The 26,395-nt window shown below is 59.8% G+C and carries 28 protein-coding genes; 2 read left to right on the forward strand and 26 right to left on the reverse strand.

All coding sequences use genetic code 11. The annotated features are described in order from the left end of the window. The first annotated feature begins 83 nt into the window (after nucleotides 1–83). Entirely contained in the window at nucleotides 84–1,769 is a 1,686-nt protein-coding gene (leuA, locus tag L4G42_RS03125; RefSeq protein WP_237251197.1) for a 2-isopropylmalate synthase, read from the forward strand. 66 nt (nucleotides 1,770–1,835) lie between these two features. On the opposite strand, the gene L4G42_RS03130 is transcribed toward leuA, so the two are convergent. From L4G42_RS03130 to trmJ, 23 genes are all read right to left on the reverse strand, one after another. Next, a complete protein-coding gene (locus L4G42_RS03130) occupies nucleotides 1,836–2,243 on the reverse strand; it encodes a hypothetical protein (protein ID WP_237251198.1) in 408 nt (135 codons plus the stop codon). 282 nt (nucleotides 2,244–2,525) lie between these two features. After that, nucleotides 2,526–2,963: a hypothetical protein gene (locus tag L4G42_RS03135; protein ID WP_237251199.1), complete on the reverse strand. Its 438-nt coding sequence runs from the start codon at nucleotides 2,961–2,963 to the stop codon at nucleotides 2,526–2,528. Between the two features lie 58 nt (nucleotides 2,964–3,021). Continuing rightward, a complete protein-coding gene (locus L4G42_RS03140) occupies nucleotides 3,022–3,813 on the reverse strand; it encodes an amidohydrolase (protein WP_237251200.1) in 792 nt (263 codons plus the stop codon). Next, entirely contained in the window at nucleotides 3,801–4,949 is a 1,149-nt protein-coding gene (locus L4G42_RS03145) for a pyridoxal phosphate-dependent aminotransferase (RefSeq protein WP_237251201.1), read from the reverse strand. Before L4G42_RS03145 ends, L4G42_RS03140 begins: the two co-directional genes overlap by 13 nt. 119 nt (nucleotides 4,950–5,068) lie before the next feature. After that, nucleotides 5,069–6,541 (reverse strand): ribosome biogenesis GTPase Der, encoded by a 1,473-nt coding sequence (gene der, locus L4G42_RS03150; RefSeq protein WP_237259177.1) that lies wholly within the window; start codon nucleotides 6,539–6,541, stop codon nucleotides 5,069–5,071. 150 nt (nucleotides 6,542–6,691) lie between these two features. Beyond that, the gene (bamB, locus tag L4G42_RS03155) at nucleotides 6,692–7,843 is read right to left on the reverse strand and encodes an outer membrane protein assembly factor BamB (RefSeq protein ID WP_237251203.1); all 1,152 of its coding nucleotides are present in this window, start codon (nucleotides 7,841–7,843) and stop codon (nucleotides 6,692–6,694) included. Beyond that, complete coding sequence (locus L4G42_RS03160) at nucleotides 7,836–8,477, reverse strand: tetratricopeptide repeat protein (RefSeq protein ID WP_237251204.1); 642 nt, start codon at nucleotides 8,475–8,477, stop codon at nucleotides 7,836–7,838. Before L4G42_RS03160 ends, bamB begins: the two co-directional genes overlap by 8 nt. A 38-nt stretch (nucleotides 8,478–8,515) precedes the next feature. Then, complete coding sequence (hisS, locus tag L4G42_RS03165) at nucleotides 8,516–9,805, reverse strand: histidine--tRNA ligase (protein WP_074886323.1); 1,290 nt, start codon at nucleotides 9,803–9,805, stop codon at nucleotides 8,516–8,518. Nucleotides 9,806–9,826: 21 nt separating this feature from the next. Next, on the reverse strand, nucleotides 9,827–10,936 hold the full coding sequence (ispG, locus tag L4G42_RS03170; protein WP_237260528.1) for a flavodoxin-dependent (E)-4-hydroxy-3-methylbut-2-enyl-diphosphate synthase: 1,110 nt from the start codon (nucleotides 10,934–10,936) through the stop codon (nucleotides 9,827–9,829). Nucleotides 10,937–10,939: 3 nt separating this feature from the next. Next, a complete protein-coding gene (locus L4G42_RS03175) occupies nucleotides 10,940–11,974 on the reverse strand; it encodes a RodZ domain-containing protein (RefSeq protein ID WP_237251206.1) in 1,035 nt (344 codons plus the stop codon). Next, nucleotides 11,974–12,732 carry a type IV pilus biogenesis/stability protein PilW gene (pilW, locus tag L4G42_RS03180; protein ID WP_237251207.1) on the reverse strand — a complete coding sequence of 253 codons (759 nt, stop codon included), beginning with the start codon at nucleotides 12,730–12,732 and terminating at the stop codon, nucleotides 11,974–11,976. The genes L4G42_RS03175 and pilW overlap by 1 nt, the downstream gene beginning before the upstream one ends. A 26-nt stretch (nucleotides 12,733–12,758) precedes the next feature. Beyond that, nucleotides 12,759–13,907, reverse strand: a complete 1,149-nt coding sequence (rlmN, locus tag L4G42_RS03185; RefSeq protein ID WP_237251208.1) for a dual-specificity RNA methyltransferase RlmN — start codon at nucleotides 13,905–13,907, stop codon at nucleotides 12,759–12,761. Between the two features lie 27 nt (nucleotides 13,908–13,934). Continuing rightward, complete coding sequence (ndk, locus tag L4G42_RS03190; RefSeq protein WP_007916882.1) at nucleotides 13,935–14,360, reverse strand: nucleoside-diphosphate kinase; 426 nt, start codon at nucleotides 14,358–14,360, stop codon at nucleotides 13,935–13,937. Nucleotides 14,361–14,450: 90 nt separating this feature from the next. Continuing rightward, complete coding sequence (gene iscX, locus L4G42_RS03195) at nucleotides 14,451–14,651, reverse strand: Fe-S cluster assembly protein IscX (protein WP_237251209.1); 201 nt, start codon at nucleotides 14,649–14,651, stop codon at nucleotides 14,451–14,453. 13 nt (nucleotides 14,652–14,664) lie between these two features. After that, the gene (gene fdx / locus L4G42_RS03200) at nucleotides 14,665–15,006 is read right to left on the reverse strand and encodes an ISC system 2Fe-2S type ferredoxin (RefSeq protein WP_065990018.1); all 342 of its coding nucleotides are present in this window, start codon (nucleotides 15,004–15,006) and stop codon (nucleotides 14,665–14,667) included. Between the two features lie 3 nt (nucleotides 15,007–15,009). Continuing rightward, nucleotides 15,010–16,872 carry a Fe-S protein assembly chaperone HscA gene (gene hscA, locus L4G42_RS03205; RefSeq protein WP_237251210.1) on the reverse strand — a complete coding sequence of 621 codons (1,863 nt, stop codon included), beginning with the start codon at nucleotides 16,870–16,872 and terminating at the stop codon, nucleotides 15,010–15,012. A gap of 48 nt (nucleotides 16,873–16,920) precedes the next feature. Continuing rightward, nucleotides 16,921–17,439, reverse strand: a complete 519-nt coding sequence (gene hscB / locus L4G42_RS03210) for a co-chaperone HscB (RefSeq protein WP_237251211.1) — start codon at nucleotides 17,437–17,439, stop codon at nucleotides 16,921–16,923. An 8-nt stretch (nucleotides 17,440–17,447) separates the two neighbouring features. Then, complete coding sequence (gene iscA / locus L4G42_RS03215; RefSeq protein WP_237251212.1) at nucleotides 17,448–17,771, reverse strand: iron-sulfur cluster assembly protein IscA; 324 nt, start codon at nucleotides 17,769–17,771, stop codon at nucleotides 17,448–17,450. A gap of 51 nt (nucleotides 17,772–17,822) precedes the next feature. Beyond that, nucleotides 17,823–18,209, reverse strand: coding sequence for a Fe-S cluster assembly scaffold IscU (gene iscU / locus L4G42_RS03220; RefSeq protein ID WP_062383507.1), 387 nt, complete (start codon nucleotides 18,207–18,209; stop codon nucleotides 17,823–17,825). Nucleotides 18,210–18,297: 88 nt separating this feature from the next. Beyond that, the gene (locus tag L4G42_RS03225) at nucleotides 18,298–19,512 is read right to left on the reverse strand and encodes an IscS subfamily cysteine desulfurase (RefSeq protein WP_237259178.1); all 1,215 of its coding nucleotides are present in this window, start codon (nucleotides 19,510–19,512) and stop codon (nucleotides 18,298–18,300) included. 44 nt (nucleotides 19,513–19,556) lie between these two features. After that, entirely contained in the window at nucleotides 19,557–20,048 is a 492-nt protein-coding gene (gene iscR / locus L4G42_RS03230) for a Fe-S cluster assembly transcriptional regulator IscR (protein WP_237251214.1), read from the reverse strand. 167 nt (nucleotides 20,049–20,215) lie between these two features. Then, nucleotides 20,216–20,998: a serine O-acetyltransferase gene (gene cysE, locus L4G42_RS03235; protein ID WP_237251215.1), complete on the reverse strand. Its 783-nt coding sequence runs from the start codon at nucleotides 20,996–20,998 to the stop codon at nucleotides 20,216–20,218. After that, a complete protein-coding gene (trmJ, locus tag L4G42_RS03240; protein ID WP_122623401.1) occupies nucleotides 20,998–21,771 on the reverse strand; it encodes a tRNA (cytosine(32)/uridine(32)-2'-O)-methyltransferase TrmJ in 774 nt (257 codons plus the stop codon). The genes cysE and trmJ overlap by 1 nt, the downstream gene beginning before the upstream one ends. Nucleotides 21,772–22,007: 236 nt before the next feature. Here trmJ and suhB point away from each other — a divergent pair, with 236 nt between their 5' ends. After that, the gene (gene suhB, locus L4G42_RS03245) at nucleotides 22,008–22,823 is read left to right on the forward strand and encodes an inositol monophosphatase family protein (protein ID WP_237251216.1); all 816 of its coding nucleotides are present in this window, start codon (nucleotides 22,008–22,010) and stop codon (nucleotides 22,821–22,823) included. A gap of 115 nt (nucleotides 22,824–22,938) precedes the next feature. Here suhB and L4G42_RS03250 read toward each other — a convergent pair whose 3' ends face one another. The 3 genes from L4G42_RS03250 to secD all read right to left on the reverse strand — a co-directional run bounded on the left by L4G42_RS03250 (nucleotide 22,939) and on the right by secD (nucleotide 26,392). Further along, nucleotides 22,939–23,484 carry a glycine zipper 2TM domain-containing protein gene (locus L4G42_RS03250; protein WP_237251217.1) on the reverse strand — a complete coding sequence of 182 codons (546 nt, stop codon included), beginning with the start codon at nucleotides 23,482–23,484 and terminating at the stop codon, nucleotides 22,939–22,941. A 118-nt stretch (nucleotides 23,485–23,602) separates the two neighbouring features. Then, nucleotides 23,603–24,514, reverse strand: a complete 912-nt coding sequence (gene secF / locus L4G42_RS03255) for a protein translocase subunit SecF (protein ID WP_237251218.1) — start codon at nucleotides 24,512–24,514, stop codon at nucleotides 23,603–23,605. A 9-nt stretch (nucleotides 24,515–24,523) separates the two neighbouring features. Continuing rightward, nucleotides 24,524–26,392, reverse strand: a complete 1,869-nt coding sequence (secD, locus tag L4G42_RS03260; protein ID WP_237251219.1) for a protein translocase subunit SecD — start codon at nucleotides 26,390–26,392, stop codon at nucleotides 24,524–24,526. Nucleotides 26,393–26,395 lie beyond the last annotated feature (3 nt).

Consider the following 26,395-nt stretch of genomic DNA (forward strand, 5'->3'; position numbering starts at 1 on the left):
CTCGACGCTCACCCGCAGTGCTACTATCGCATCAACCGGCTGGCCGCCTTTTTTCGGCCCTGAGTACAACAAGGATTATTCACATGACCATGCTCAAAGATCCCTCGACGAAGTACCGCGCCTTTCCTGTCATCGACCTGCCTGATCGCACCTGGCCTTCCAAGACCATCACTGCGGCGCCGATCTGGTGCAGTTCCGACTTGCGTGACGGTAACCAGTCCCTGATCGAGCCCATGGATGCGGTCAAAAAGCTGCGTTTCTGGAAGACCCTCGTGCAAGTCGGCGTGAAGGAAATCGAAGCCTCCTTCCCGTCCGCGTCGCAGACCGATTTCGACTTCGTGCGCACGCTCATCGAAGACGGCCACATCCCGGACGACACCACGATTCAGGTGCTGACGCAGGCACGCGAAGACCTGATCGCGCGGACGTTCGAATCGCTGCGCGGTGCAAAAAAAGCCATCGTCCATCTGTACAACGCCACCTGCCCGTCCTTCCGCCGCATCGTCTTCAACCAGGACAAAGCGGGCGTCAAAGCCATCGCAGTCAATGCCGCTCAGTTGTTCGTCAAATACGCCGCCCAGCAGCCGGAAACCCAATGGCAGTTCGAGTACTCGCCTGAGACGTTCAGCGCCACCGAGCTGGAGTTCGCCAAGGAAGTCTGCGACGCCGTCATCGAAGTGTGGAACGCAACCCCGCAGAACAAGGTGATCCTCAATCTGCCAGCGACCGTCGAAGTCGCAACCCCGAACAACTACGCCGACCAGATCGAATGGTTCTGCCGCAACATTTCCCGTCGTGACAGCGTGATCATCAGCCTGCACACCCACAACGACCGTGGCACCGGCGTCGCCGCGACCGAGCTGGGCCTGATGGCCGGCGCGGATCGCGTTGAGGGTTGCCTGTTCGGCAATGGCGAGCGCACCGGGAACGTCGACCTCGTGACCGTCGCACTGAACATGTACACCCAGGGCCTGAACCCACAGCTGGACTTCTCCGATATCGACGGCGTGCGCAAGGTTGTCGAGGAGTGCAACCAGATTCCGGTGCACCCGCGTCATCCGTACGTTGGCGATCTGGTACATACCGCGTTTTCCGGCTCTCACCAGGACGCGATCCGCAAGGGCTTCACCCAGCAGAAGGAAGGCACGTTGTGGGAAGTGCCTTACTTGCCAATCGACCCGGCTGACATTGGCCGCAGCTACGAGGCGGTCATCCGCGTCAACAGCCAGTCCGGCAAGGGTGGGATCACCTACCTGCTCGAACAGGAATACGGTATTTCCCTGCCGCGTCGCATGCAGATCGAATTCAGCCAGGTGGTTCAGGGCGAGACCGATCGTCTGGGCCTGGAAATGACCGCTCAGCAGATTTACTCGCTGTTCAAACGTGAATACCTGCAGGCCAACAAGCCGTATGCGCTGGTCAGCCACCGCTTGCAGGAAGAGAACGGCAACAGCGCCGTGGAAGTGGAAGTGACCGGCAAGGGTGACAGCGAGAGCAACCTGCGCTGGAAAGGCACAGGCAACGGCGCGCTGGAAGCATTGGTTGCAGGTCTGCCGGTGCCGGTCGAGATCATGGACTACAACGAGCACGCCATTGGCGCAGGCACCACGGCCAAAGCCGCTGCCTACATCGAATTGCGCGTGAATGGCGACCGCGCGGTGCATGGCGTCGGTATCGACGAGAACATCACCACGGCCAGCTTCAAGGCCCTGTTCAGCGCGCTCAATCGTGGCGTGCAGCAGGCCGAGGAAGCCACAAAAGCGGCGTAATCCGATGCGATGCAAATAGGCCCTGAAGCGCAATCTTCAGGGCCTTTTGTTTTTACAGCCGAAAAATCATGCCGTCGTGCTGACAGTGCCTTTCATCAAGTTCAGCAGCGCGCCCTGCTGAGCGTTCAACTGAGCCATGGTCCCGGAAATCTGCTGCTGGATAGCCATGACCTGGGCGGCTTTCTCCTCATCCGGCGCCTTGCTGTTCTGAGCAGCGGCCAACTGAGCCTGCTGCTGTTGCAGGATCTTCTGGGTCTCCTTGATCTGCTCTTGCAGCTGCTGGATCGCCTGCTCTTGCGGGCTCGACGCCTCACCTGACTTGCTGGCGCCCGCGGCTTTGGGGTCGCCATAGACGTTGCCACGCAACTCGACGCTGGCGGTCTTGGCGTCGCTCTTGGTGGAGTCGTCCGTTTTGACGGCAGCCGTGAACACGCTGGAGTAAGCACCCAACGAACTGGTGTTGATGGTGGTCATGATGAACTCCTTATGAGGTGCACTTTGTATCGGCCAGCGTACAAACATCTGAAGTCGAATTCTTTTCCGGCTGACCGTGCCCCACCTCCTCACTCGTAGGAGCCGGCTTGCTGGCGAACCCGCGTTTTAGGCAAAGCATGGGCAACTGACCTGACGCTTTCGCCAGCAAGCCGACTCCTACGATCTGATGTCACACGCGACACCTCCCCATCCACCCTATGTCACGCACAAGAACGCCCCACGACCGAGGTCATGGAGCGGTTTTGTCTCTAAATCAGTGAATCAGGCGGTGGTATTGATACTGCCGGACTTCTGCAGCTGCAAGAGTGCCGCCTGCTCCGTGGCCAGGCTGGCGGTAGACGACGAGATCTGTCCCTGAATGGCCATCACCCGCGCCGACTTTTCCTCGTCGGAGCCGGAACTTGCCTGAGCCGCAGCGAGTTGCTGTTGCTGCTCCTGCAAGCGCTTCTGGGTTTCCTTGATCTGCTCTTCCAGCTTCGCGATCGCCTGCTCGCTGGTGCTGGAGGAATCAGACGCGCCGCCTGCCCCACCGGCACCGCCAGCGCCACCCGCAGCAGTCGTCGTCGATGCAGACGCTGAAGCAGCGTCCGTTGTGGTAGAGGTGTCGCTGTCAGCTACTTCAGTCGTGGGGTCTTTCTTGACCGCAACAGTGAAGCTGCTGGAGTAGGAACTCAATGAGGATGCGTTAATGGTGGTCATACGGGTCTCCTGTCTGGGTACAACCGCTATCGACCACCCATCCCTTAACTCTATGACGTTACTGTATCTCGAATGTATCCGCGTCGAGACAGGCCGGGAATTTCTCGCGATACGCGGCCAGGCTCTGCGCTGACAAGCTGACCTGAAACACGCCGTCTGCCTCGCCAATGTTCAGCAGGCTCTCGCCCTGGAAGTCCAGCACCTGGCTGTCGCCCGTATAAGCGAAGCCCTTGCCATCGATGCCAACGCGATTCACCGCCGCGACGTAGCACAGGTTCTCGATCGCCCGCGCCGGCAGCAAGCGGTTCCAGTGCAGACGGCGAGCGCCCGGCCAGTTGGCGGTGTAGAGGAGCAGATCGGTATTGTGGGCGTCACGGCTCCACACCGGAAAACGCAGGTCGTAGCAGATCAGCGGACGAATTCGCCAGCCCTTGAGTTCAAACTGCACCTGGCGCTCGCCCGGGCTGTAATGCTCGTGCTCCCCGGCCATTCTGAACAGATGGCGTTTGTCGTAATGCAGCAGCTCGCCATCCGGCCGCGCCCACAGCAGGCGGTTGCGATGGCTACCGTCGCCAGCGCGAATGATCACGCTGCCGGTCACCACAGCATCCAGCTGCCTGGCCTGCTCCAGCATCCACCTGGCAGTCGGCCCGTCTTCGGGCTCGGCCAGCGCCTCGGACTCCATGGAAAACCCGGTGGTAAACATCTCCGGCAGGATCACCAGATCCGCGCCCCTGGCCTGGGCCAGCAGCTCTTCGAAGTGGGCGTGGTTCGCCGGGGCGTTGTGCCAGACCAGCGTGGTCTGGACCAACGCTATGTTCAGATTGGGCAGCGTGCTCAGATCGCGCATAATTTTTCCGCTGCCTGACGCAGCGTCTCCTCACGCTTGGGAAAGCACAGCCGGATCAGGCGCTGGCCTTCGGGCGGATTCTGATAGAAAACCGAAATGGGGATGCTTGCCACGCCATGCTCGCGGGTCATCCACAGCGACATGTCGACGTCGTTGAGGTCCGGACGGATCTGCGAATAATCAACGAGCTGAAAGTAGGTGCCGCTGGCCCGCGTGAAGGTGAAACGCGAGGCTTCCAGGCGATCGCAGAAATAGTCGCGCTTGGCCTGATAGAACGCGGGCAGTTCGTCGACGTGCTCAGGGTGCGCCGCCATGAAATCGGCCAGGGCCCATTGCAGCGGTGTGACGCCGCAGAACGCGACGAACTGGTGGATCTTCCGAGCTTCGGCGGTCAGTGCCGGCGGCGCTACGAGGTAGCCGGTTTTCCAGCCGGTGACGTGGTAGGTCTTGCCGAACGAACTGACCACAAAAGCGCGCTGATAGAGTTCGTCATGGGCCAGTACGCTGGCGTGCTGCAGGCCGTCGAACACCAAGTGTTCATAGACCTCGTCGCTGAGCACATAAATATCCCGGTCACGGATCAATGCCGCCAGGCGATCCAGTTCGTCACAGGTGATCAGCGCGCCGCTGGGGTTGTGCGGCGTGTTGATGACGATCATTCGGGTGCGAGGGCTCAACGCGGCGCTGAGTTTTTCCCAGTCGATGGCGAAGTCGCCGTCTTTCAGCTGCACATGCACGGTGCGCCCGCCGGCCAGTTCTACCGAAGGCGCATAACTGTCGTAGCACGGGTCGAAAACGATGACTTCATCACCAGCGCTCACGACGGTCTGAATGGCGCAGAAGATGGCATGGGTGGCGCCGGGGGTGATGGTAATTTCGCTGTCGATGCCGACCTGACGGCCGTAGCACCGGGCAATCTTGGCGGCGACTTGCTCGCGCAATGCCGGCAGGCCGGCCATCGGCGCATATTGATTGTTGCCGTCCATAACGCGGCGGCAAAGGGCTTCACGCAGTGCGTCAGGCCCATCGAAATCGGGAAAACCCTGAGACAGATTGATCGCCCCGGTTTCGGCGGCAAGCTGAGACATCACAGTAAAAATGGTGGTGCCAACGTTCGGCAGTTTGCTGGTGATCATGGGGGTTTTCCTGCTCCACTCCCGACACCTGAAGGGCTCGGGGACCCGCAGGATAGCCCAGATGTCGCGCACAAAAAAAGGCGCCACTGGCGCCTTTTCCGAGAAAGACCGTTACACGATCAGCGCTTGTCGCGGCGCTTCTTGTCGGCCTTCTTGTGGTGCGACATCATCCGACGCTTCTTGTTGACCTGGCGGTCGGTCAGCGTGTTCTTGTTGCCTTCGTACGGGTTCTCGCCGCCCTTGAACTCGATGCGGATCGGCGTACCGACCAGCTTGAGCACGCGGCGGTAGGTGTTCTCGAGATACCGGACGTACGACTTCGGCACTTTCTCGACCTGGTTACCGTGGATCACGATCAACGGCGGGTTCGCGCCACCCAAGTGGGCGTAACGCAGCTTGATGCGGCGGCTGCCCACCATCGGCGGAGCGTGCTCGCTGACCGCGTCTTCGAGGATCTGGGTCAGGCGGCTGGTCGGCCAACGGGTCACAGCGGATTTGAACGAGTTCTGCACCGACTGATACAGATTACCCACGCCCGTGCCGTGCAGCGCCGAGATGAAGTGGATGTCTGCGAAGTCGACGAAGAACAACCGACGCTCCAGCTCGACTTTCACGTAGTCGCGCTCGCTCGGCACCATGCCATCCCACTTGTTCAGCGCGATGACCAGGGCCCGACCGGACTCAAGGGCAAAGCCCAGCAGGTTGAGGTCGTGGTCGACGACGCCTTCGCGGGCGTCCATCACGAAGATCACCACGTTGGCGTCTTTGATCGCCTGCAGGGTTTTGACCACGGAGAACTTTTCGACTTCTTCGTGAATCTTGCCGCGCTTGCGCACACCGGCGGTGTCGATCAGCGTGTACTTTTCGTCGTTGCGTTCGAACGGGATATAGATGCTGTCGCGGGTGGTGCCGGGCTCGTCGTAGACGATAACGCGGTCTTCACCGAGCATGCGGTTGACCAGCGTCGACTTGCCGACGTTGGGGCGACCGATGATCGCGATCTTGATGCCGTCCTTCTCGCTCGGACCAGGAATGCGCTTGGCTTCCTGACCTTCGGCGACGACTTCCTCTTCTTCGCCTTCTTCAACTTCGTCAGCGTCTTTCGGGAAATCGCGCAGGGCGATTTCCAGCATCTGCGTGATGCCGCGACCGTGAGCGCCGGCAACCGGAATGGCATCACCCATGCCCAGCGGTGAAAACTCGGCGCGGGCCATGTCAGGGTCGATGTTGTCGACCTTGTTGGCAACGACGTAGGACGTCTTGTTGCGCTTGCGCAGGTGCTCGCCAATCATCTGGTCGGCGGCAGTGAAGCCTGCTTTGGCGTCAACGAGGAACAACACGACATCGGCTTCTTCGATGGCCAGCAGCGACTGCTCGGCCATTTTTTCGTCCATGCCGTGTTCGTCACCGGAGATACCGCCGGTGTCGATCAGGATGTAGGAGCGCCCTTGCCACTTGGCCTCACCGTATTGGCGATCACGGGTCAGACCGGACAAGTCGCCGACGATGGCGTCGCGAGTCCTGGTCAGGCGGTTGAACAAGGTGGACTTGCCGACGTTCGGTCGACCCACCAGGGCGATTACGGGAACCATGCGGCTCTCCACTTCGTTATTTCAGAAAATACAAAAGCCGCTGCAAGGCAGCGGCCGGAGTTCGGAGCGACGCCCAAGCGTCGCAGGCCCCATGAAAGCGGGGCCGCCTGGGGAAGCCGAAAACACGGCCTCCTCAAGCATAGACAGCCACTACTTGATCGTCAGCGCTTCCAGCTTGCCGCTGTTACCAAAGACGTAAAGGGTGTTGCCGGAGACCAGCGGGCGAGCACGCAGGCCATCGCTGTCAATCTTTTCACGGGCGACAAAATGGCCATCGACCTGGCTCAGCAGGTGCAGATAGCCTTCCATGTCACCGACCGCGACGTAGCTGGAGAACACTTCCGGCGCGCCGAGTTGGCGACGGGCCAGCGAGTCGTTGCTCCACAAACCGGTGGAAGAGCGCTCATCGATGCCCTCCACGGTGCCGTTGGCCAGCGAGACGTAAACGCTGCCGAAGCCCTGCGCCACACCCGAATAGCTCGACGCATCACGCTGCCACAGCACACGGCCGCTTTGCAGTTCCAGACCGGCTACGCGGCCCTGATAGGTCGCTACATACAGCGTGTTGCCGGAAAGCAGCAGGCCGCCGTCGATGTCGACCACGCGATCAAGCTCGGAGCGACCTGTCGGAACGGCAACGCGCTGCTCCCAGGCCGGGACGCCGTTGTTGATGTCCAGCGCCACGACCTTGCCGGTCGACAGCCCTGCAATGGCCAGCGAAGGGGTGGCAATCGGTGCACCGGTGCCACGTAGCGTTAGAACCGCAGGACCGCTCTCGTAGATCCAGCGCTGATCGCCAGTGACGGCGTCATAACCGATAACCCGGTCATCCTGAGTCTGGGCAACCACGACACTGCCATTGGTAGCCGGCGCGGACAGCACTTCGCTGGTCGCCTTGGCTTTCCACTTCTGCTCGCCAGTCGCTTCGTCGAGGACGATGACTTCGCCACGCAAGGTGCCGACCATGACCAGACCGAAACCTACGCCGACGGCGCCGGAAACCGGTTGCTCAAGCTCTTTTTTCCAGACCACGTCGCCGTTGCTGCGATTGATCGCCATGACCAGACCGTTCGCATCGGCAGCGTAGATGTTCTCGCCGTCGATGGCCGGAACCAGCATGTTGTAGATGTCGCCCTGACCGTCACCGACGGAACGGCTCCACAACTTCTGAAGGGTCACTTCTTCCTTGAAGTCGACGAGCTCTGCCGGAGGCAGCTCTTTTTTGCTGTTGCTGCTGCAACCCGCGGCCAGAATGGCCAGAGCCAGCAATGCTGCATGTTTCCAACGAATCACGTCACGCATCCCCTTTCGCCAGATCGTCGAGCTTCATTTGCAGACCGCCAACAGCCGCTTCTTCGGAAAGCGCCGCCTTGGCCTTTTTGTATGCAGCATAGGCATCATCGGTGCGACCCAGCTGGACCAGCAGGTCACCGCGCAGCTCTTCACGGCTGGCCGCGAAAGACTTGTCGGCCTGACCGTCGAGCAGCTTCAGCGCGTCTTCGGCCTTGCTCTGTGCAGCGAGCACGCGAGCCAGACGCTGACGGGCGATCTCACCCAAGGGCGGGTTGGCCGGCTTGTCGGTCACGGATTTCAGTTCGTTCGCGGCATCATCCAGCTTGCCCGTGTCCACGGCCACCTTGGCCACGAACAGGCTGCCGTACTGAGCGTAAGCAGTGCCGCCGAATTCGCTCTTCAGCTTGCCGGCGATCTCGGCCACACGGCCTGCATCAGCCTGGCCGCTCGGCGTCAGTGCGGTTTCCAGCAATTGCTGATACAGCGCCGAAGCACCTTGCGCCTGGTTGGTCTGATAGCGCTGCCAGCCTTGCCAGCCCAACACCACGATCACCGCCAGCAGGCCGCCGGTCACCAGAGGCTTGCCGTTACGCTGCCACCAGTCCTTTACGGCAACCAGCTCATCATCATCGGTACTCGACACCCCAATACTCCTATTCGCTAAATCGGCTTTTATCAGCTTCAACCCTGCGAGATGCAGGTGGCCAGGTGCTCGGACAGAGCATCCCAGGCAATATTTTGTTGCTCGCCCTGACCACGCAGCGGCTTGACGCCCACTTCCTTGCGCGCCAGCTCTTCGTCGCCAAGGATCAGCGCGTACAGCGCGCCGCTCTTGTCGGCCTTCTTGAACTGGCTCTTGAAGCTGCCAGCCCCGGCATTGACTTGCAGACGCAGGTTCGGCGCCTGATCGCGCAAGCGCTCGGACAACGTCAGCGCTGCCAGCTCGGCGGCCTCGCCGAATGCGCAGACGTAAACGTCGACAGTACGGGCGATCTCTTCTGGAATCTGCTCAAGGGTTTCCAACAGCAGCACAAGACGTTCGATGCCCATGGCAAAGCCCACGCCCGATGTCGGCTTGCCGCCCATCTGCTCGACCAGACCGTCGTAACGGCCACCCGCGCAGACAGTGCCCTGAGCGCCGAGCTGGTCAGTGACCCACTCGAAGACGGTTTTGCTGTAGTAGTCCAGGCCGCGAACCAGCTTCGGGTTGATCACGTAAGGGATGCCCGCCGCGTCGAGACGCGCCTTCAGGCCTTCAAAGTGAACCCGGGATTCGTCGTCCAGGTAATCTGCCAGCTTGGGTGCATCAACCAGCACAGCCTGGGTTTCAGGGTGTTTGGTATCGAGCACACGCAGCGGGTTGGTCTTCAGACGGCGCTGGCTGTCTTCGTCCAGTTGCTCGTGACGCGCCGAGAGATACTCGACCAGCGCTTCACGATAACGGCCGCGCGCTTCACTGGTGCCCAGGCTGTTGAGTTCCAGTTTGACGGCATTGCGGATACCCAGCAGGCCCCACAGGCGCCAGGTCAACACGATCAGCTCGGCATCGATGTCCGGACCATCGAGGTTGAACACCTCGACGCCGATCTGGTGAAACTGACGATAACGGCCTTTTTGTGGACGCTCGTGGCGGAACATCGGGCCGATGTACCAGAGTTTCTGCACCTGACCGCCGCCGGTGATGCCGTGTTCGAGGACCGCACGCACACAGGCCGCTGTGCCTTCAGGGCGCAGGGTCAGAGAGTCGCCATTGCGGTCGGCGAAGGTGTACATCTCTTTCTCGACAATGTCAGTGACTTCGCCGATGGAGCGTTTGAACAGGTCGGTGAACTCGACGATCGGCATGCGGATCTGGCGATAACCATAGTTATCCAGCAAACGCGAAACGGTTCCTTCGAAGTAGCGCCACAGCGGCGTCTGATCCGGCAGAATGTCGTTCATGCCACGAATGGCTTGCAGAGACTTACTCACAAATATTCCTTGGAAACTGGGTTAGCCGCGCGCGATCAACGCTGCGTCGGCCTCGACCTTTTCGGCCGCTCTCTGACGGATCAAGCGTTCAAGCTGATCCACCAGATTGTCATTTGTCAGCTTTTGCGCCGGCTTGCCATCGATGTAGATCAGGTTCGGCGTGCCACCGGCCAGACCGACGTGGGCTTCTTTCGCCTCGCCGGGACCGTTCACCACGCAACCGATCACCGCAACATCCAGCGGGACCAGCAAATCTTCAAGGCGCCCTTCAAGCTCGTTCATGGTTTTGACCACATCGAAATTCTGCCGCGAGCAGCTCGGGCAGGCGATGAAGTTGATGCCACGGGAACGCAGGCGCAGCGACTTGAGGATGTCGTAACCGACCTTCACCTCTTCAACCGGATCGGCAGCCAGCGAAATCCGAATGGTATCGCCGATCCCTTCGGCGAGCAGCATACCTAGGCCGACGGCCGATTTCACTGTGCCTGAACGCAAACCGCCCGCTTCAGTGATACCCAGGTGCAACGGCTGGACGATTTGCTTGGCCAGGAGGCGATAAGCCTCAACCGCCATGAACACATCGGAGGCCTTGACGCTGACCTTGAAGTCCTGGAAATCCAGACGGTCCAGATGCTCGACATGACGCAGCGCGGACTCGACCAAGGCAGCAGGCGTTGGCTCGCCGTACTTCTTCTGCAGGTCTTTTTCCAGCGAACCGGCGTTGACGCCGATGCGGATCGGAATTCCGCGATCACGGGCCGCCTCGACCACCGCACGGACGCGGTCTTCACGGCCGATATTGCCCGGGTTGATCCGCAGGCAATCGACGCCCAACTCGGCAACGCGCAGGGCGATTTTATAATCGAAGTGGATGTCGGCAACCAGCGGGACCTTGACCAACTGCTTGATACGGCCGAAGGCCTCGGCAGCGTCCATGTCCGGCACCGAGATGCGCACGATGTCGACGCCAGCAGCTTCCAGGCGGTTGATCTGTGCCACGGTGGCCGCGACGTCATTGGTGTCGCTGTTGGTCATGCTCTGCACTGCGATCGGGGCATCGCCACCGACCGGCACCGAGCCGACCCAGATTTTACGAGATTCGCGACGTTTGATCGGAGATTCGCCGTGCATGACTTATTGCCCTAGCTTCAGGCGAGCAGTTTCGCCACTGGTGAAAGGTGCCACATCAACCGGCTGACCGTTGTAGCTCACCTGCGCGCCGCGAGCGAAGCCCAGGCGCAGGGTCAGAGGCGGCTTGCCGTTGACATCGAGGGTGTCGCCTTTTTTCTTGAGACCGCTCATCAGCACTTTGCCGTTGCCATCGGTGACCTGAGTCCAGCAATCATTCACAAACTGCACCTGCACGCGACCGGCACCTGCCGGAACGGGCGCAGAGTCGGCCGTCGTGCTCGGGGCGGTGTTGACGGGTGCGGTGGTCGCCGGTGTTGGCGCTACGGTGGTGACCGGCGCGGTTGGCGTCGACGCGGTATGCGCAGGCGTTACCGGTGCGGTGGTTGATGTGCTGTGGGGAACAACAGCGGCTGCAACGGTGCCCGTGCTGCTGGACGCGCTGCTGGATGAAGCAGGGGCTTCAGGTGCGGAAGCAGGCTCGGCGTTATTCAACGGCAGCGCGGTCTGGCCTTGAGCGACAGCTTGATCTTCAGGCTCGTCGAGCGGATGGATCTGGGTGGTGCCGTCGGCGCTTTCGACTTCGACGTGCTCCATCCCCAGATTGGTCGGTTCCTTGCCGCGCAGCGTGGCCTGATCCTGCCACCACACGAAGCCGCCGCCGATCAATGCGATGAGCAGCAAGAGGCTGACAATGCGCAGAATATTGTGAGACAGACGTACGGGCTCTTCGATTCGGCCCAGCGCATGAACGCTGCTGCCCTTGCCGTCGGTGCCGGTGTACTGATCGAACGCACTGACCAATGCAGCTTGATCAAGGTCCAGCAGCTTGGCGTAGGCGCGGACATAGCCGCGGGCAAAGGTATGGCCGGGGAGCTTGTCGAAATCGCCCGCTTCCAGGTTAGTCAGGGAGGTCACGGTGAGGTTGAGCCTCAACGCCACATCTGGCAGCGACCAGTTCTTGCTTTCGCGGGCCTGTCGCAATGTTTCGCCTGGGTTCGTGCGAGTGGCTGCTACAACTTCGGGATGCGCCGCTTTCATCATTGCTCCGACAGGTATTGCTGATATTCCGGCGTACCGGGATAGAGTCTTTTTAGAAGCAACCCGTAACTGGCTGCCTTGTTGCGATCATCAAAAACCTTCGCCAGCCGCGTGCCGAGCAACAGGCTCCGCGCATTCTGCTCGCTCAACTGGCTGAAACGCTCGTAGTAATCGCGCGCCGGCACATAATGCCTGTCTTCGTACGACAACTCAGCCATTTCCAGCAACGCACGTGGCTGCTGACGGTCAAGACGCAGCGCTTTGTCGAAGTGCTCACGGGCGGTGACGCGATCACCCAGCATCAGCGCGGTCATGCCGAGGTTTTCGAACACCCGGGCGCGCTCGGCGTAGAGGTTATCCTCGGCGGCCTGCTCGAAGCGCTCGTAAGCTTCCTTGTAACGCTTTTGCTGGTAGAGAAAGCTGCCGTAATTATTGAGGATTCGCGCGTCTTTGGAACGTGCCGACAACGCTTTTTCGTAATACTGGTTCGCCAGTTCCGGTTCCATCTCGGCCTGAAACACCAGGGCCAGCGCGGCATTGGCGTCCGCATCGGAGCTGTTCAGCTCAAGCGCTTTTTTCAGAGGTGCCTTCGCACGCTCCATCTGGCCTTGCTGAAGATAACCCAACCCCAATTGCACGTAAGCCTGACGAGCTTCCTCACGCCCCTTGCTGGTACTCAGCGGATCGACGTTGCCGGTGGACACACAACCGACCAGCAGCGTGGCAAAACAGAGCTGCAGCGCAACGCGCAGGGACATAGAGATCCTCTCAGTCAAATTCGCATTCAATTGCGAGCGGAAGCGACCTGCACCACGTCGGCATCGGCACTCAGCTCCCGCACAGCAATATAACGCTCGCTGCGACGGGTGCGGTCCATTACCTGCCCGACCAACTGGCCGCAGGCAGCATCGATGTCCTCACCGCGCGTCGTACGCACGGTGACGTTGAAGCCGGCTTGATGCAGCAGATCCTGGAAACGACGGATTGCGTTGTTGCTGGGGCGTTCATAACCCGAATGCGGGAACGGATTGAACGGGATCAGGTTGACCTTGCAAGGCGTGTCCTTGAGCAGCTCGATCATCTCGATCGCGTGCTCAGGCTTGTCGTTGATGTCCTTGAGCAGCGTGTACTCGATAGTCAGCACGCGCTTTTCGCCCAACGCAGACATGTAATTGCGGCAGGACTCGAGGAGCATCTTCAGGGGGTACTTTTTATTGATCGGCACCAGCTGGTTTCGCAGCGCGTCATTGGGCGCGTGCAGCGAAAGAGCCAGCGAGACGTCGATGTGCTTGGACAGCTCATCGATCATCGGCACCACGCCGGAGGTGGACAGCGTCACCCGGCGCTTGGAAATGCCATACCCCAGGTCATCCATCATCAGATGCATGGCGGCAATGACATTGTCGAAGTTCAGCAATGGCTCGCCCATCCCCATCATCACCACATTGGTGATGGCACGGTCGACGGTAGCAGGGACACTGCCGAAAGATTTGTTGGCAATCCACACCTGCCCGATGACTTCGGCGGCGGTGAGGTTGCTGTTGAAGCCTTGTTTGCCGGTGGAACAGAAACTGCAATCCAGCGCACAACCCGCCTGGGACGAGACACAGAGCGTGCCGCGCTTGCCTTGCGGAATATAGACGGTCTCGACGCAGCTGCCGGACTCGACACGGACGACCCACTTGCGGGTGCCGTCGGTGGAGATGTCCTCGCTGACGACTTCAGGACCCCGAATTTCGGCCCGGCTCTGCAGCTTCTCGCGCAGGGCCTTGCCGACGTTCGTCATGGCGTCGAAGTTATCGACGCCAAAATGGTGAATCCACTTCATGACCTGACCGGCGCGGAAGCGTTTCTCCTCGATAGACTCGAAGAATTTTTCCATTTCCAGCCGGGTCAGACCCAACAGGTTGATTTTGCCAGTTGATTCAGTCATGGATTCACCCTCACTCGCAGCGATAGCTTAGCGAGTGGTTACCTCGGTAGCAGCGAAGAAGTACGAGATTTCACGAGCAGCAGCGGCTTCGGAGTCGGAGCCATGAACAGCGTTGGCATCGATGGAATCAGCGAAGTCAGCACGGATGGTGCCGGCAGCAGCTTCTTTAGGGTTGGTAGCGCCCATCAGCTCGCGGTTCAGAGCGATAGCGTTTTCGCCTTCCAGAACCTGCACGACAACCGGGCCGGAGATCATGAATGCGACCAGATCACCGAAGAAACCACGGGCGCTGTGCTCAGCGTAGAAACCTTCTGCTTCGGCTTTGGACAGTTGCTTCAGTTTCGAAGCGACAACGCGCAGACCGGCTTTTTCGAAACGGGTGGTGATCTCGCCGATGACGTTTTTGGCAACAGCATCAGGCTTGATGATCGAGAAAGTACGTTGAACAGCCATGGTGTAACTCCAGAAGCAGTGATTATTGCGAAAAATTAAACCCGCGAATTATACGCGGGTTTGATGTTATTGCCTAACGTGCAAATTTGATCAGTCGATTTCGTCGGCCCAGAGCGTCTGGACTGCCTCGAGGACTTTCTCGCCGACGCGGCCAGAGGTGTCGTCGAAATCCGGGAGCAGCTTGATCATCTGTTGCAGCTTGGTAAACCCTACTGAATAAGGGTCAACGCCGGGATGAGTCTCGGCGAGTTCTTCAGCGATGCGTTGTACGTCATTCCAACCGTAACTCATGACAGCTTCTCGATCAGTGCGGCGCTTCGGCAGCGTGGTTAAGCGAATATTTCGGGATCTCGACGGTCAGGTCTTCCGTGCCGACCTTGGCCTGGCAGGCCAGACGGGACTGCGCTTCCAGACCCCACGCACGATCAAGATAGTCCTCTTCCAGCTCGTCCGCTTCTTCGAGGGAGTTGAACCCCGCACGAATGATGCAATGGCACGTGGTGCAGGCGCAGACGCCGCCGCATGCGCTTTCTATCTCGATGTGGTGATCGTGGGCGAGTTCCAGAATCGACTTGCCGACTTCGGCCTCGACAACCATCCCGTCCGGGCAATGCTCGGCATGTGGCAGAAATGTAACCTGCGGCATCAGTTATTCCTCAATCTCATTCAGGTTGCGCCCTGCCAACGCGGCTTTCACCGTCGAGTCCAGGCGGCGGGCAGCGAACGCATCAGTCACCTGCGACAGACGCTTGGTCTGCAGCTCGATGGCCGGACCGTCATTGCCCTTCATCAATTCACGAAGTTCTTCCATCTGCAGGTCTATGACCATGCGCTCTTCGGCATCGAGCAAGCGATCGCCATCGGCCTGCAACGCGCCTTCGACGGCTTCGAGCAAACGCTGGGCGTCGACCTGCTGTTCACGCAGCGCGCGAGCCACCATGTCATCACTGGCGTACTGGAACGAATCCTTGAGCATGCGGGTGATTTCACCATCAGTCAGGCCATACGAAGGCTTGACCTGAATGCTCGACTCAACGCCCGAAGCCAGCTCGCGGGCGGACACGCTGAGCAAGCCATCGGCGTCGACCTGGAAGGTCACGCGGATTTTCGCAGCGCCGGCGACCATCGCGGGAATACCACGCAGATCGAAGCGCGCCAGTGAACGGCAGTCGCTGATCAGTTCACGCTCGCCTTGCAGCACGTGAATCATCATGGCCGACTGGCCGTCTTTATATGTGGTGAATTCCTGGGCGCGGGCCACCGGGATCGTGGTGTTGCGCGGAATGACTTTCTCCATCAGGCCACCCATGGTTTCCAGCCCCAGGGACAACGGGATCACGTCGAGCAGCAACAGCTCGCCGCCATCGCGCTTATTGCCTGCCAGAGTATCGGCCTGGATCGCAGCGCCGATGGCGACCACTTGATCCGGGTCGATCTCGGTCAACGGCTGACGGCCGAACAGCTCGGCAACGGCTTCGCGAACACGCGGGACACGGGTGGAACCGCCCACCATGACCACGGCTTCGACTTCATCCAGCTCAAGGCCGCAATCACGAACGGCACGACGGCACGCTTTAAGACTGCGGGCGATCATTGGCTCGATGAGGGAATCGAATGCGGCGCGGGTCAGTAAGCCCTGCCAGTCGCCATGGACGACGTCGATGGAATCTGCGTCGGTCAGCGCTTCTTTCGCCGCACAGGCCGTTTGCATCAGGCGGCGCTGGGCAGCCGGATCGAGATCGTCGGACAGACCGGCTTCAGCGATGATCCAGGTCGCGATGGCGTGGTCGAAATCATCGCCGCCCAGCGCGCTGTCGCCACCGGTGGCCATGACCTCAAACACGCCGCCGGTCAGGCGCAGGATCGAGATGTCAAAGGTGCCGCCGCCCAGATCGTAAATGGCGACCACGCCTTCTGCGTTCTGATCCAGCCCGTACGCCACGGCAGCTGCAGTGGGTTCGTTGAGCAAGCGCAGGACGGTCAGGCCCGCCAGCTTCGCGGCGTCTTTGGTGGCCTGACGCTGGGCATCATCGAAATAGGCGGGAACGGTGATGACCGCGCCGACCAGCTCGCCACCCAGTGTTTCTTCAGCGCGCTGGCGCAGCACCTTGAGTATGTCGGCCGACACTTCGACCGGACTCTTCGGGCCCTGCACGGTTTCAATAAACGGCATGTGGGACTCGCCACCGGTGAAGCGGTAAGGCAATTGCCCACCCAAATGCTTCACATCGGAGATCCCGCGACCCATCAGGCGCTTGACGGAAATGATGGTGTTCAGCGGATCAGCCGCGGCAGCGTCCTTGGCCGACTGGCCGACTTCGACGCGATGGGCGTGATAGCGAACGGCAGACGGCAGGATGACCTGACCGTTTGCGTCGGGAAGCGGCTCACTGATGCCGCTGCGCAGGGCAGCCACCAGCGAATTGGTGGTGCCGAGGTCAATCCCGACAGCCAGGCGACGCTGATGAGGTTTTGGAGCTTGGCCGGGTTCGGCGATCTGCAGTAGAGCCATTGCTTTTCTGATATCACTGGCGTGCCGCCCCAGAGGGACGGCGCGGGGTTAATCGTCGAGGCGCTCTTCGAGCTGGCGCACTTCGTAGGAGAGCTTGTCGAGGAACTGCATGCGGCGCATCAGCCTTTCAGCCTGCTCACGCTGTGCAGCATCGTCCCAACAGGCCGCGAAGCTTTCGTTCAGTTCTTCCTGGGCAACCTTCAGCCGGCGCTTGAATACCGCGACACCTGCCAGATCCGCTTCGTCCTGGAGATCTTCGAGTTCTTCGCGCCACTGCATCTGCTGCATCAGAAACTCGGGATCCTGCACAGTGACTTCCAGCGGAACTTCGCCCTTCAGCGCCAACAGATAACGCGCCCTTTTCGGCGCGTTCTTCAGCGTTTGGTAGGCGTCGTTCAGACTGGCGGAGCGCTCCAGCGCAACCCGTTGCTCAGCCTCGGGGGCGTCGGCAAAACGGTCGGGGTGCACGCTCCGGGCAAGCTCACGGTAACGCGTCGCCAGCAGGTCGAGATCCAGATTGAAGCCAGGCTGCAGGTCGAATAAAGCAAAGTGACAAGGAGTACCCACAATTAGCCTCAGACGTTGAAGCTTTCGCCGCAGCCACACTCACCGCGCGAGTTGGGATTGTTGAACTTGAAGCCTTCGTTCAACCCTTCCTTGACGAAATCGAGCTCGGTGCCGTCGAGATAGACCAGACTCTTGGGATCAATGATCACCTTGACGCCGTGGTACTCGAACACCGTGTCTTCATTTTCCGGCTCATCGACGAACTCGAGCACGTATGCAAGGCCTGAACAACCGGTCGTGCGAACGCCCAGACGAATGCCGTCACCCTTGCCACGCCCATCGAGGGAGCGGCGTACATGGTTGGCGGCCGCTTCGGTCATGCTGATAGCCATCGGAACTCCTTACCTCACGCAAGTTACTTAACGCAGCGGAACAGGCTCTGCTTAGAGCAGGCCTTTCTTCTGCTTGTAGTCGCGAACGGCCGCCTTGATAGCGTCTTCAGCGAGCACGGAGCAGTGGATCTTCACTGGCGGCAGGGCCAGTTCTTCAGCCAGCTGAGTGTTCTTGATGGTCTCTGCTTCATCCAGAGTCTTGCCCTTCATCCACTCGGTGGCCAGGGAGCTAGACGCAATGGCAGAGCCGCAGCCATAAGTCTTGAACTTGGCGTCTTCAATGATGCCCTGCTCGTTGACTTTGATCTGCAGACGCATGACGTCGCCGCAAGCCGGCGCGCCGACCATGCCGGTGCCGACATCAGGGTCTTCCGCGTTCATCTTGCCGACGTTGCGTGGGTTCTCGTAGTGGTCAATGACCTTTTCGCTGTAAGCCATGGTGCAATCCTCATCAGGTACAACACGTCGCTCGTGGAGCGCTTCGAACAATCTGTTTTCAAAGCGCCCCAGGTGTGGCGACTTCGAATTAGTGCGCCGCCCACTCGATCTTGGAGATGTCGACGCCGTCTTGGAACATGTCCCACAGCGGCGACAAGGCGCGCAGCTTGGTGACAGCCTCGCAGACTTTCTGCGCGGCGTAGTCGATCTCTTCTTCAGTCGTGAAGCGACCGAAGGTGAAACGGATCGAGCTATGTGCCAGCTCATCGTTACGACCCAGGGCGCGCAGCACGTATGAAGGTTCCAGCGAAGCCGAGGTGCACGCGGAGCCGGACGAAACCGCCAGATCCTTGAGCGCCATGATCAGCGACTCGCCTTCTACATAGTTGAAGCTCAGGTTGAGGTTGTGCGGCACACGGGCAGACATGCTGCCGTTGACGTACAGCTCTTCCAGATGCGCAACCTGCTGATAGAAGCGATCGCTCAAGGCTTTGATGCGAACGTTCTCGGCAGCCATGTCTTCTTTGGCAACGCGGAACGCTTCGCCCATGCCGACGATCTGGTGCGTCGCCAACGTGCCGGAACGCATACCACGCTCGTGACCGCCACCGTGCATTTCGGCTTCGATGCGAACACGTGGCTTGCGGCTGACCCACAGTGCGCCAATGCCTTTAGGACCGTAGGTCTTGTGGGCCGAGAACGACATCAAGTCAACTTTGAGGTTGGCCAGGTCGATTTCAACCTTGCCGGTGGCCTGAGCTGCGTCGACGTGCAAGAGCACACCGCGGGAACGTGTCATCTCGCCAATTGCAGCGATGTCGTTGACCGTACCGATCTCGTTGTTGACGTGCATGATCGAGACCAGAACGGTGTCGTCGCGCATGACCGCTTCGATCATGGCTGGAGTGATCAGGCCATCTTCGGTCGGTTCGAGGTAGGTGACTTCAAAGCCTTCACGCTCAAGCTGACGCATGGTGTCAAGAACGGCTTTGTGTTCGATTTTGCTGGTGATCAGGTGCTTGCCTTTGGAGGCATAGAAATGAGCAGCGCCCTTGATTGCGAGGTTGTTGGACTCGGTAGCACCGGAAGTCCAGACGATTTCGCGCGGGTCGGCGTTGACCAGATCGGCGACCTGACGACGCGCGTTCTCGACCGCTTCTTCGGCCTTCCAGCCAAAGATGTGGGAACGCGACGCCGGGTTACCGAAGTTGCCATCCACCAGCAAGCAATCACTCATTTTCTGCGCAACACGCGGATCGACCGGGGTCGTCGCGGAATAATCGAGGTAAATTGGCAATCTCATTGAATATCTCCTATCGGGCAGGCGCGCCGCGCGTTCATCTGCGTTCACTCAACGGCGGATGTTTCAATCTTGTCCAGTGGCTGCGTCTTGCTACCGCAACGGCGCAGATCCTGACGTTGGGCGACTTCTTGCACTTCACGGCGAGTGACGAGGTCGGCCAGGCTGATACCGCTTAGAAATTCGTGAATCTGCTGACTGAGGTCGCACCATAAGTGGTGGGTCAGACAGGTATCGCCAGCATGGCAATCACCGAGGCCCTGGCAGCGCGTCGCATCAACTGACTCGTTAACGGCGTCGATCACCTGCGCTACCTGGATGCCCTGCATCTCGCGGGACAACTGATAACCGCCGCCGGGACCGCGTACGCTGGAAACAAGGTTGCCGCGGCGCAGCTTGGCGAACAGTTGCTCGAGGTAGGAAAGGGAAATCCCTTGCCGCTCGGAGATATCGGCCAGGGACACTGGCCCATGCTGCGCATGCAATGCCAGGTCGAGCATGGCAGTGACAGCGTATCGGCCTTTTGTAGTCAGTCGCATGGCGTGTACCGCGGAGGTTCGGAATGAGGGCGAGTATGCTATTCCCGAGTATTTAAGTCAACTATTAGACCTAGTGGAACAGTCGGGATTACCCGCAAAAGCGCGGCCGCATCATAGCAAAACACGCCAGGGATTGGCACATGTGCCGTCTGCAGGCGGGCGCTGCTTTATTTGCGAGGAGCATCAGCCTCGCAACGCTCTTTCATGCACTCGAAGACTTCCTGGCGCAACTCGGGCAGCTCCCTCTCGCGGTATTCACCGCCCAGGCTCTTCAACGCCTTGCCCATGTCTTCCACGCGCTCGTCCATCGCTTGCAGGTGGTCGAGCAACTGGCCGATCGCGCGCGCCACTGGATCAGGCATGTCCTCGCTGAGGCCATAAGCATCGAAGCCGAGCTTCTCGGCGATCGCCTTGCGCTTGGCTTCTGCCTCGTCGTCAGACTTCACGATGATCCGCCCCGGAATGCCCACCACCGTTGCACCTGCCGGCACAGGCTTGGTCACCACCGCGTTGGAACCGACCTTTGCCCCGGCGCCCACCGTGAACGGGCCGAGGACCTTGGCGCCCGCTCCGACAACCACCCCGGACTCCAGGGTCGGATGGCGTTTACCCTTGTTCCAACTCGTGCCGCCCAGGGTCACGCCCTGGTAAAGGGTCACGTCATCGCCGATCTCGGCGGTTTCGCCGATGACGATGCCCATCCCGTGATCGATGAAAAACCGCCGGCCTACTTTGGCGCCCGGGTGGATCTCGATCCCCGTCAGCCAGCGACCGAAATTGGAAACCATGCGCGCTGGCCATTTCAGCTCGTTGCGCCACAGCCAGCCGGACAGCCGATGCAGCCAGATCGCGTGCATGCCGGGGTAGCAGGTCAGCACTTCAAAGGCATTTCGAGCCGCCGGGTCACGATGAAACACGCTTTGAATGTCTTCCCGCAAACGCTCGAACATTACTGATCCTTCCGTTTATAGGGTTCGCCGTTCGCCGCTTTCTGGGTCTCGGTGAGAATGCCGCGCAAGATGCTCATCTCGGATCGATTGACCGCAGAGCGCCCGTACAGACGGCGCAGCCGCGCCATCAGATGACGCGGCTTCTCGGGATCAAGGAAGCCAATGGTGACCAGCGTGGACTGAAGATGCTCATAGAATTTTTCCATCTCATCCATGGTCGCCAGCTCGGTACTGCGCACTGAGTTGACCTCGAACTTCTCTACCTTGCTTGCCTGCCCGTCAGCCGCGAGCCAGGCCATGCGGGTTTCGTAACTCAACACCTGCACGGCGGCAGCCAGATTCAACGAGCTGAATTCCGGGTCCGAAGGAATGTGCACGTGGTAATGGCAGCGCTGCAGCTCTTCATTGGTCAGGCCGGCGTACTCACGGCCGAACACCAGTGCGATCTCTTCGCCCAGCGCGGCATGCTCGACGGTCTTGACGCCCGCTTCGCGAGGGTCGAGCAGCGGCCAGGGAATGCGACGATCCCGGGCGCTGGTGCCCAATACCAGATTGCAACCTACCAACGCATCTTCCAGCGTCGCCACCACCTGCGCGCCTTCCAGTATGTCGCCCGCGCCAGACGCCCGTGCATCGGCTTCATGGTGGGGAAACATGGCGGGATCAACCAGCACCAGACGCGAAAGACCCATGTTTTTCATGGCACGCGCGGCGCCGCCGATATTTCCGGGATGACTGGTACCGACCAGGACGACACGAATATTTTGCAGCACTGGTGAAGTCTCGCTAGCAGGTAAAAGAGGGGGACGAATGTTACAGAAGCGCTTGCTTCAATGCCATGAACCTTGCGCCTCAAGAACCTGATGCGCCACTAAAAGGCGACAGGGCACCGCCGAGTTGGTCACACCAAGCCGACCGGACGCGCGGCAAAGTCTGCACTCGCGCTGGAAATCATCCAAGAGAACCAATAGAATGGCCGGCTCTCTTTAACGACCTAGGTGATCCATCCATGCAGCCCATGCTGAATATCGCGCTGCGCGCCGCCCGCAGCGCCAGCGAATTGATTTTCCGCTCCATCGAGCGCCTGGATACCATCAAGGTCGACGAAAAAGACGCGAAAGATTACGTAACCGAGATCGATCGCGCCGCCGAGCAGAGCATCATCACCGCACTGCGCAAGGCGTATCCAACCCACGGCATCCTTGGTGAAGAAAGCGGCCTGCATGAAGGCAGCGGCGAAGGCACCGACTACCTCTGGATCATCGATCCTCTCGACGGCACCACCAACTTCGTGCGTGGCGTTCCTCACTTTGCCGTCAGCATCGCGTGCAAATACCGCGGTCGCCTGGAACACGCCGTTGTTCTGGATCCGGTCCGTCAGGAAGAATTCACCGCCAGCCGCGGTCGTGGCGCTGCCCTGAACGGTCGTCGTCTACGTGTCAGCCCGCGCAAGAGCCTTGAAGGCGCACTGCTCGGCACAGGTTTCCCGTTCCGCGAGAACCAACTCGATAACCTCGACAACTACATGAACATGTTCCGTTCGCTGGTTGGCCAGACTGCCGGCATCCGTCGTGCCGGCGCCGCGAGCCTGGATCTGGCCTACGTGGCTGCGGGCCGTTTCGATGCGTTCTGGGAATCGGGTCTGTCGGAGTGGGACATGGCCGCAGGCGCCCTGCTCATTCAGGAAGCAGGCGGTCTGGTCAGCGACTTCAATGGCGGTCACGACTTCCTTGAAAAAGGCCACATCGTTGCCGGCAGCACCAAATGCTTCAAAGCGGTCCTGACGTCGATCGCTCCGTTCGTGCCAGCTTCGCTGAAGCGCTAAGCCCAGCGCGCTGTACAAAAACCGGCCATGTGCCGGTTTTTTAGTGCCCGACTTCCTATGATTCGGGCAATAAAAAAGCACCCGAAGGTGCTTTTTTTATGAGCTGATCAGGCTATTACTGGCCCGCTTGACTCAACTCCAATTGACCGTCCTTGTTGACGGGGATCTGGCCGCCAGGATCGCGATCCATACGTACTTGCCCGACTTTGTCGTTGAGTTTGTACTTCACGTTGTAGCCGACGACCTTATCGCTGATGTCGTTGACGGTGTTGCAGCGCGATTCGGTGGTCGTGTAGGTATCGCGGTTCTGCATGCCTTCCTGAACCTTGTTACCGGCGTAACCACCGCCGACCGCACCGGCGACCGTGGCAATCTTCTTGCCAGTCCCGCCACCGACCTGGTTACCGAGCAGGCCACCCGCTACGGCACCGATGACACTCCCCACGATCTGATGCTCGTCCTTCACCGGCGCGCGGTGAGTAACGGCAACGTCTTTGCAGACTTGTCGCGGAGTTTTGATTTGTTCTTTAACAGGCTCGACGGCAAGTACGTCTGCGTACTCTGGGCCGCTTTGTTTTACGAGGCTATAGGTGGCCAAAGCACCACCGGCGGTTACACCGATAGCACCCAATACTGCACCAACTAGCAACGACTTGTTCACGTGAACCTCCTGACGATATTCAGCGCGATCGCTCGCACTACTCCCAGCCTTGGAGTACAAAAAAAGGCGCGAGTTCACACTCGCGCCTTTTCAGGTGATGGCCGGTTACCAGTATCGGTTACGGACGGTCATCTACTTTGTCGACGGCGACCGGTGGCAGCAGGTCTTCGCTACGCAGGTTCAGCCAGATCAGCACCACGTTGGCGATGTAGATCGACGAGTAAGTACCCGCCAGAACACCGATAAACAGCGCCACCGAGAACCCGTGGAGGCTGTCGCCGCCAAAGATCCACAGCGCGACGATCGCCAGCAACGTGGAAATCGAAGTGGCCATGGTCCGCAGCAACGTCTGCGTGGTGGAGATGTTGATGTTCTCGATCAGCGATGCCTTGCGCAGCAGACGGAAGTTCTCGCGAACCCGGTCGAATACCACGATGGTGTCGTTGAGCGAGTAACCAATGATCGCCAGCACCGCAGCCAGAACGGTCAGGTCGAAGGTCACCTGGAAGAACGACAGAATACCCATCGTCACCACCACGTCGTGGATCAGCGAGACGATTGCCCCTACCGCGAACTTCCACTGGAAGCGGAAGGCCAGGTAGACGAGAACGCCGCCCAGCGCCAGCAGCATGCCGAGGCCGCCCTGGTCGCGCAGCTCTTCACCCACTTGCGGACCGACGAACTCGACGCGCTTGACGGTCACCGGGTTATCGGCACCTGTCTTGCGCAACGCTTCGGCGACCTGAGTACCCAGCTGCGGGTCTTCACCCGGCATACGAACAAGCAGATCAGTGGTCGCACCGAAGCTTTGCACGACTGCTTCGGTGTAACCCGAAGCAACCAGCTCCTCGCGCACTTTGTGCAGATCGGCCGGACGCTCGTAGGTCAGCTCGATCAGCGTACCGCCGGTGAAATCCAGACCGAAGTTCAGCCCTTTAGAGAACCAGCTGAACAGCGCCAGAGCGGTAAGGAGCATGGTAATGGCGAACGCAATGTTGCGAACGCCCATGAAGTTGATCGTACGTTTCATGGCAGCCCCTTAAATCCACAACTTCTTGAAGTCACGACCGCCAAAGATCAAGTTGACCATTGCGCGGGTCACCATGATGGCTGTGAACATCGAGGTAAAGATCCCGAGGGACATGGTGACCGCAAAACCCTTCACCGGGCCTGTACCCATCGCGAAGAGAATGCCGCCAACCAGCAGCGTCGTCAGGTTGGCGTCGAGGATCGCGGTATACGCGCGGTCGAAACCTTCGTTAATCGCACGCTGGACCGTCAGGCCGTTGGCAATCTCTTCACGAATCCGCGAGAAGATCAGCACGTTCGCATCGACCGCCATACCCATCGTCAAGACGATACCGGCGATGCCTGGCAGGGTCAGCGTTGCACCCAGCAGCGACATCAGCGCCAGCAGCATGACCATGTTGAAGGCCAGTGCCACCGTCGCGATCAGACCGAAGAAACGGTAGATGGCGAGGATGAACAGCGAGACGAACAGCATGCCCCAGAGGGATGCATCGATACCCTTGGTGATGTTGTCGGCACCCAGGCTCGGGCCAATGGTGCGCTCTTCAGCGAAGTACATCGGTGCAGCCAGACCACCGGCACGCAGCAGCAGCGCCAGTTCGGAAGACTCACCCGCGCCGTTCAGGCCCGTGATGCGGAATTGAGCACCCAGCGGCGACTGAATGGTCGCCAGACTGATGATCTTCTTCTCTTCCTTGAACGTCTGAACCGGCACGTCTTTTTCGACGCCGTTGACCATTTGCTTGGTATAGATGGTGGTCGGCTTCTGCTCGATGAAGATCACCGCCATGCTGCGGCCGACGTTCGCGCGGGTTGCGCGGCTCATCAGATCACCACCATGACCGTCCAGCTTGATGTTCACCTGAGGACGGCCATGCTCGTCAAAGCCGGCCTTGGCGTCAGTCACCTGGTCACCAGTGATGATCAGACCACGCTCGACCGGCGCCGCAGGGCGACCGCCTTCGCGGAACTCGAACATTTCGGTGGTGGCTTTGTTGTCGTCGGGACCTGCGCCCAGACGGAACTCAAGGTTGGCGGTCTTGCCGAGAATACGCTTGGCTTCGGCGGTGTCCTGAACACCTGGCAGCTCAACCACGATGCGGTTGGCACCCTGACGCTGAACCAGCGGCTCGGCGACGCCCAGCTCGTTGACCCGGTTACGCACCGTGGTCAGGTTTTGCTTGATCGAGTATTCGCGGATTTCAGCGATCTTGGCTGGCGTCATGGCCAGACGCAGGATTGGCATCTCGCCGCGATCACTCGTGGTGATATCGAAATCGGTGTAGTCCTTGCGGATCAGCGCACGGGCCTGCTCGCGGGTATCAGCATCGCTGAAGCCCAGCTGGACGGCACCGTTGTCTTGCGGCAGGCTGCGATAGCGCACTTTTTCCTTGCGCAGCAGGCTCTTCACTTCGCCTTCGTAGACATTCAGACGCGCACTGAGCGCCTTGTCCATGTCGACTTCGAGCAGGAAGTGCACGCCGCCGGACAGGTCAAGACCCAGCTTCATCGGCGTGGCGCCAATGCTGCGCAGCCACTTCGGCGTGGTCTGAGCCAGGTTGAGCGCGACAACGTAATCGTCGCCCAGCGCTTTGCGTGCGACATCTTTGGCTGGCAGCTGGTCTTCCTGTTTGGTCAGACGCAACAAACCGCCCTTGCCATTCTCGGCCAGAGACGCGCCCTTGACCGCGATGCCAGCATCGGTAAGCGCCTTGCTTACGCGATCCAGATCAGCCTGATTGACCTGCAGCGCAGTGCTTGCGCCAGTGACTTGAATAGCCGGGTCATCAGGGTAGAGATTGGGTGCGGAATAAATAAAACCGATCACCAGCACTGCCAGGATCAGGATGTATTTCCACAGAGGGTATTTGTTCAACATCAC

The organism is Pseudomonas petrae (assembly GCF_021728295.1).
Taxonomy (GTDB): domain Bacteria; phylum Pseudomonadota; class Gammaproteobacteria; order Pseudomonadales; family Pseudomonadaceae; genus Aquipseudomonas; species Aquipseudomonas petrae.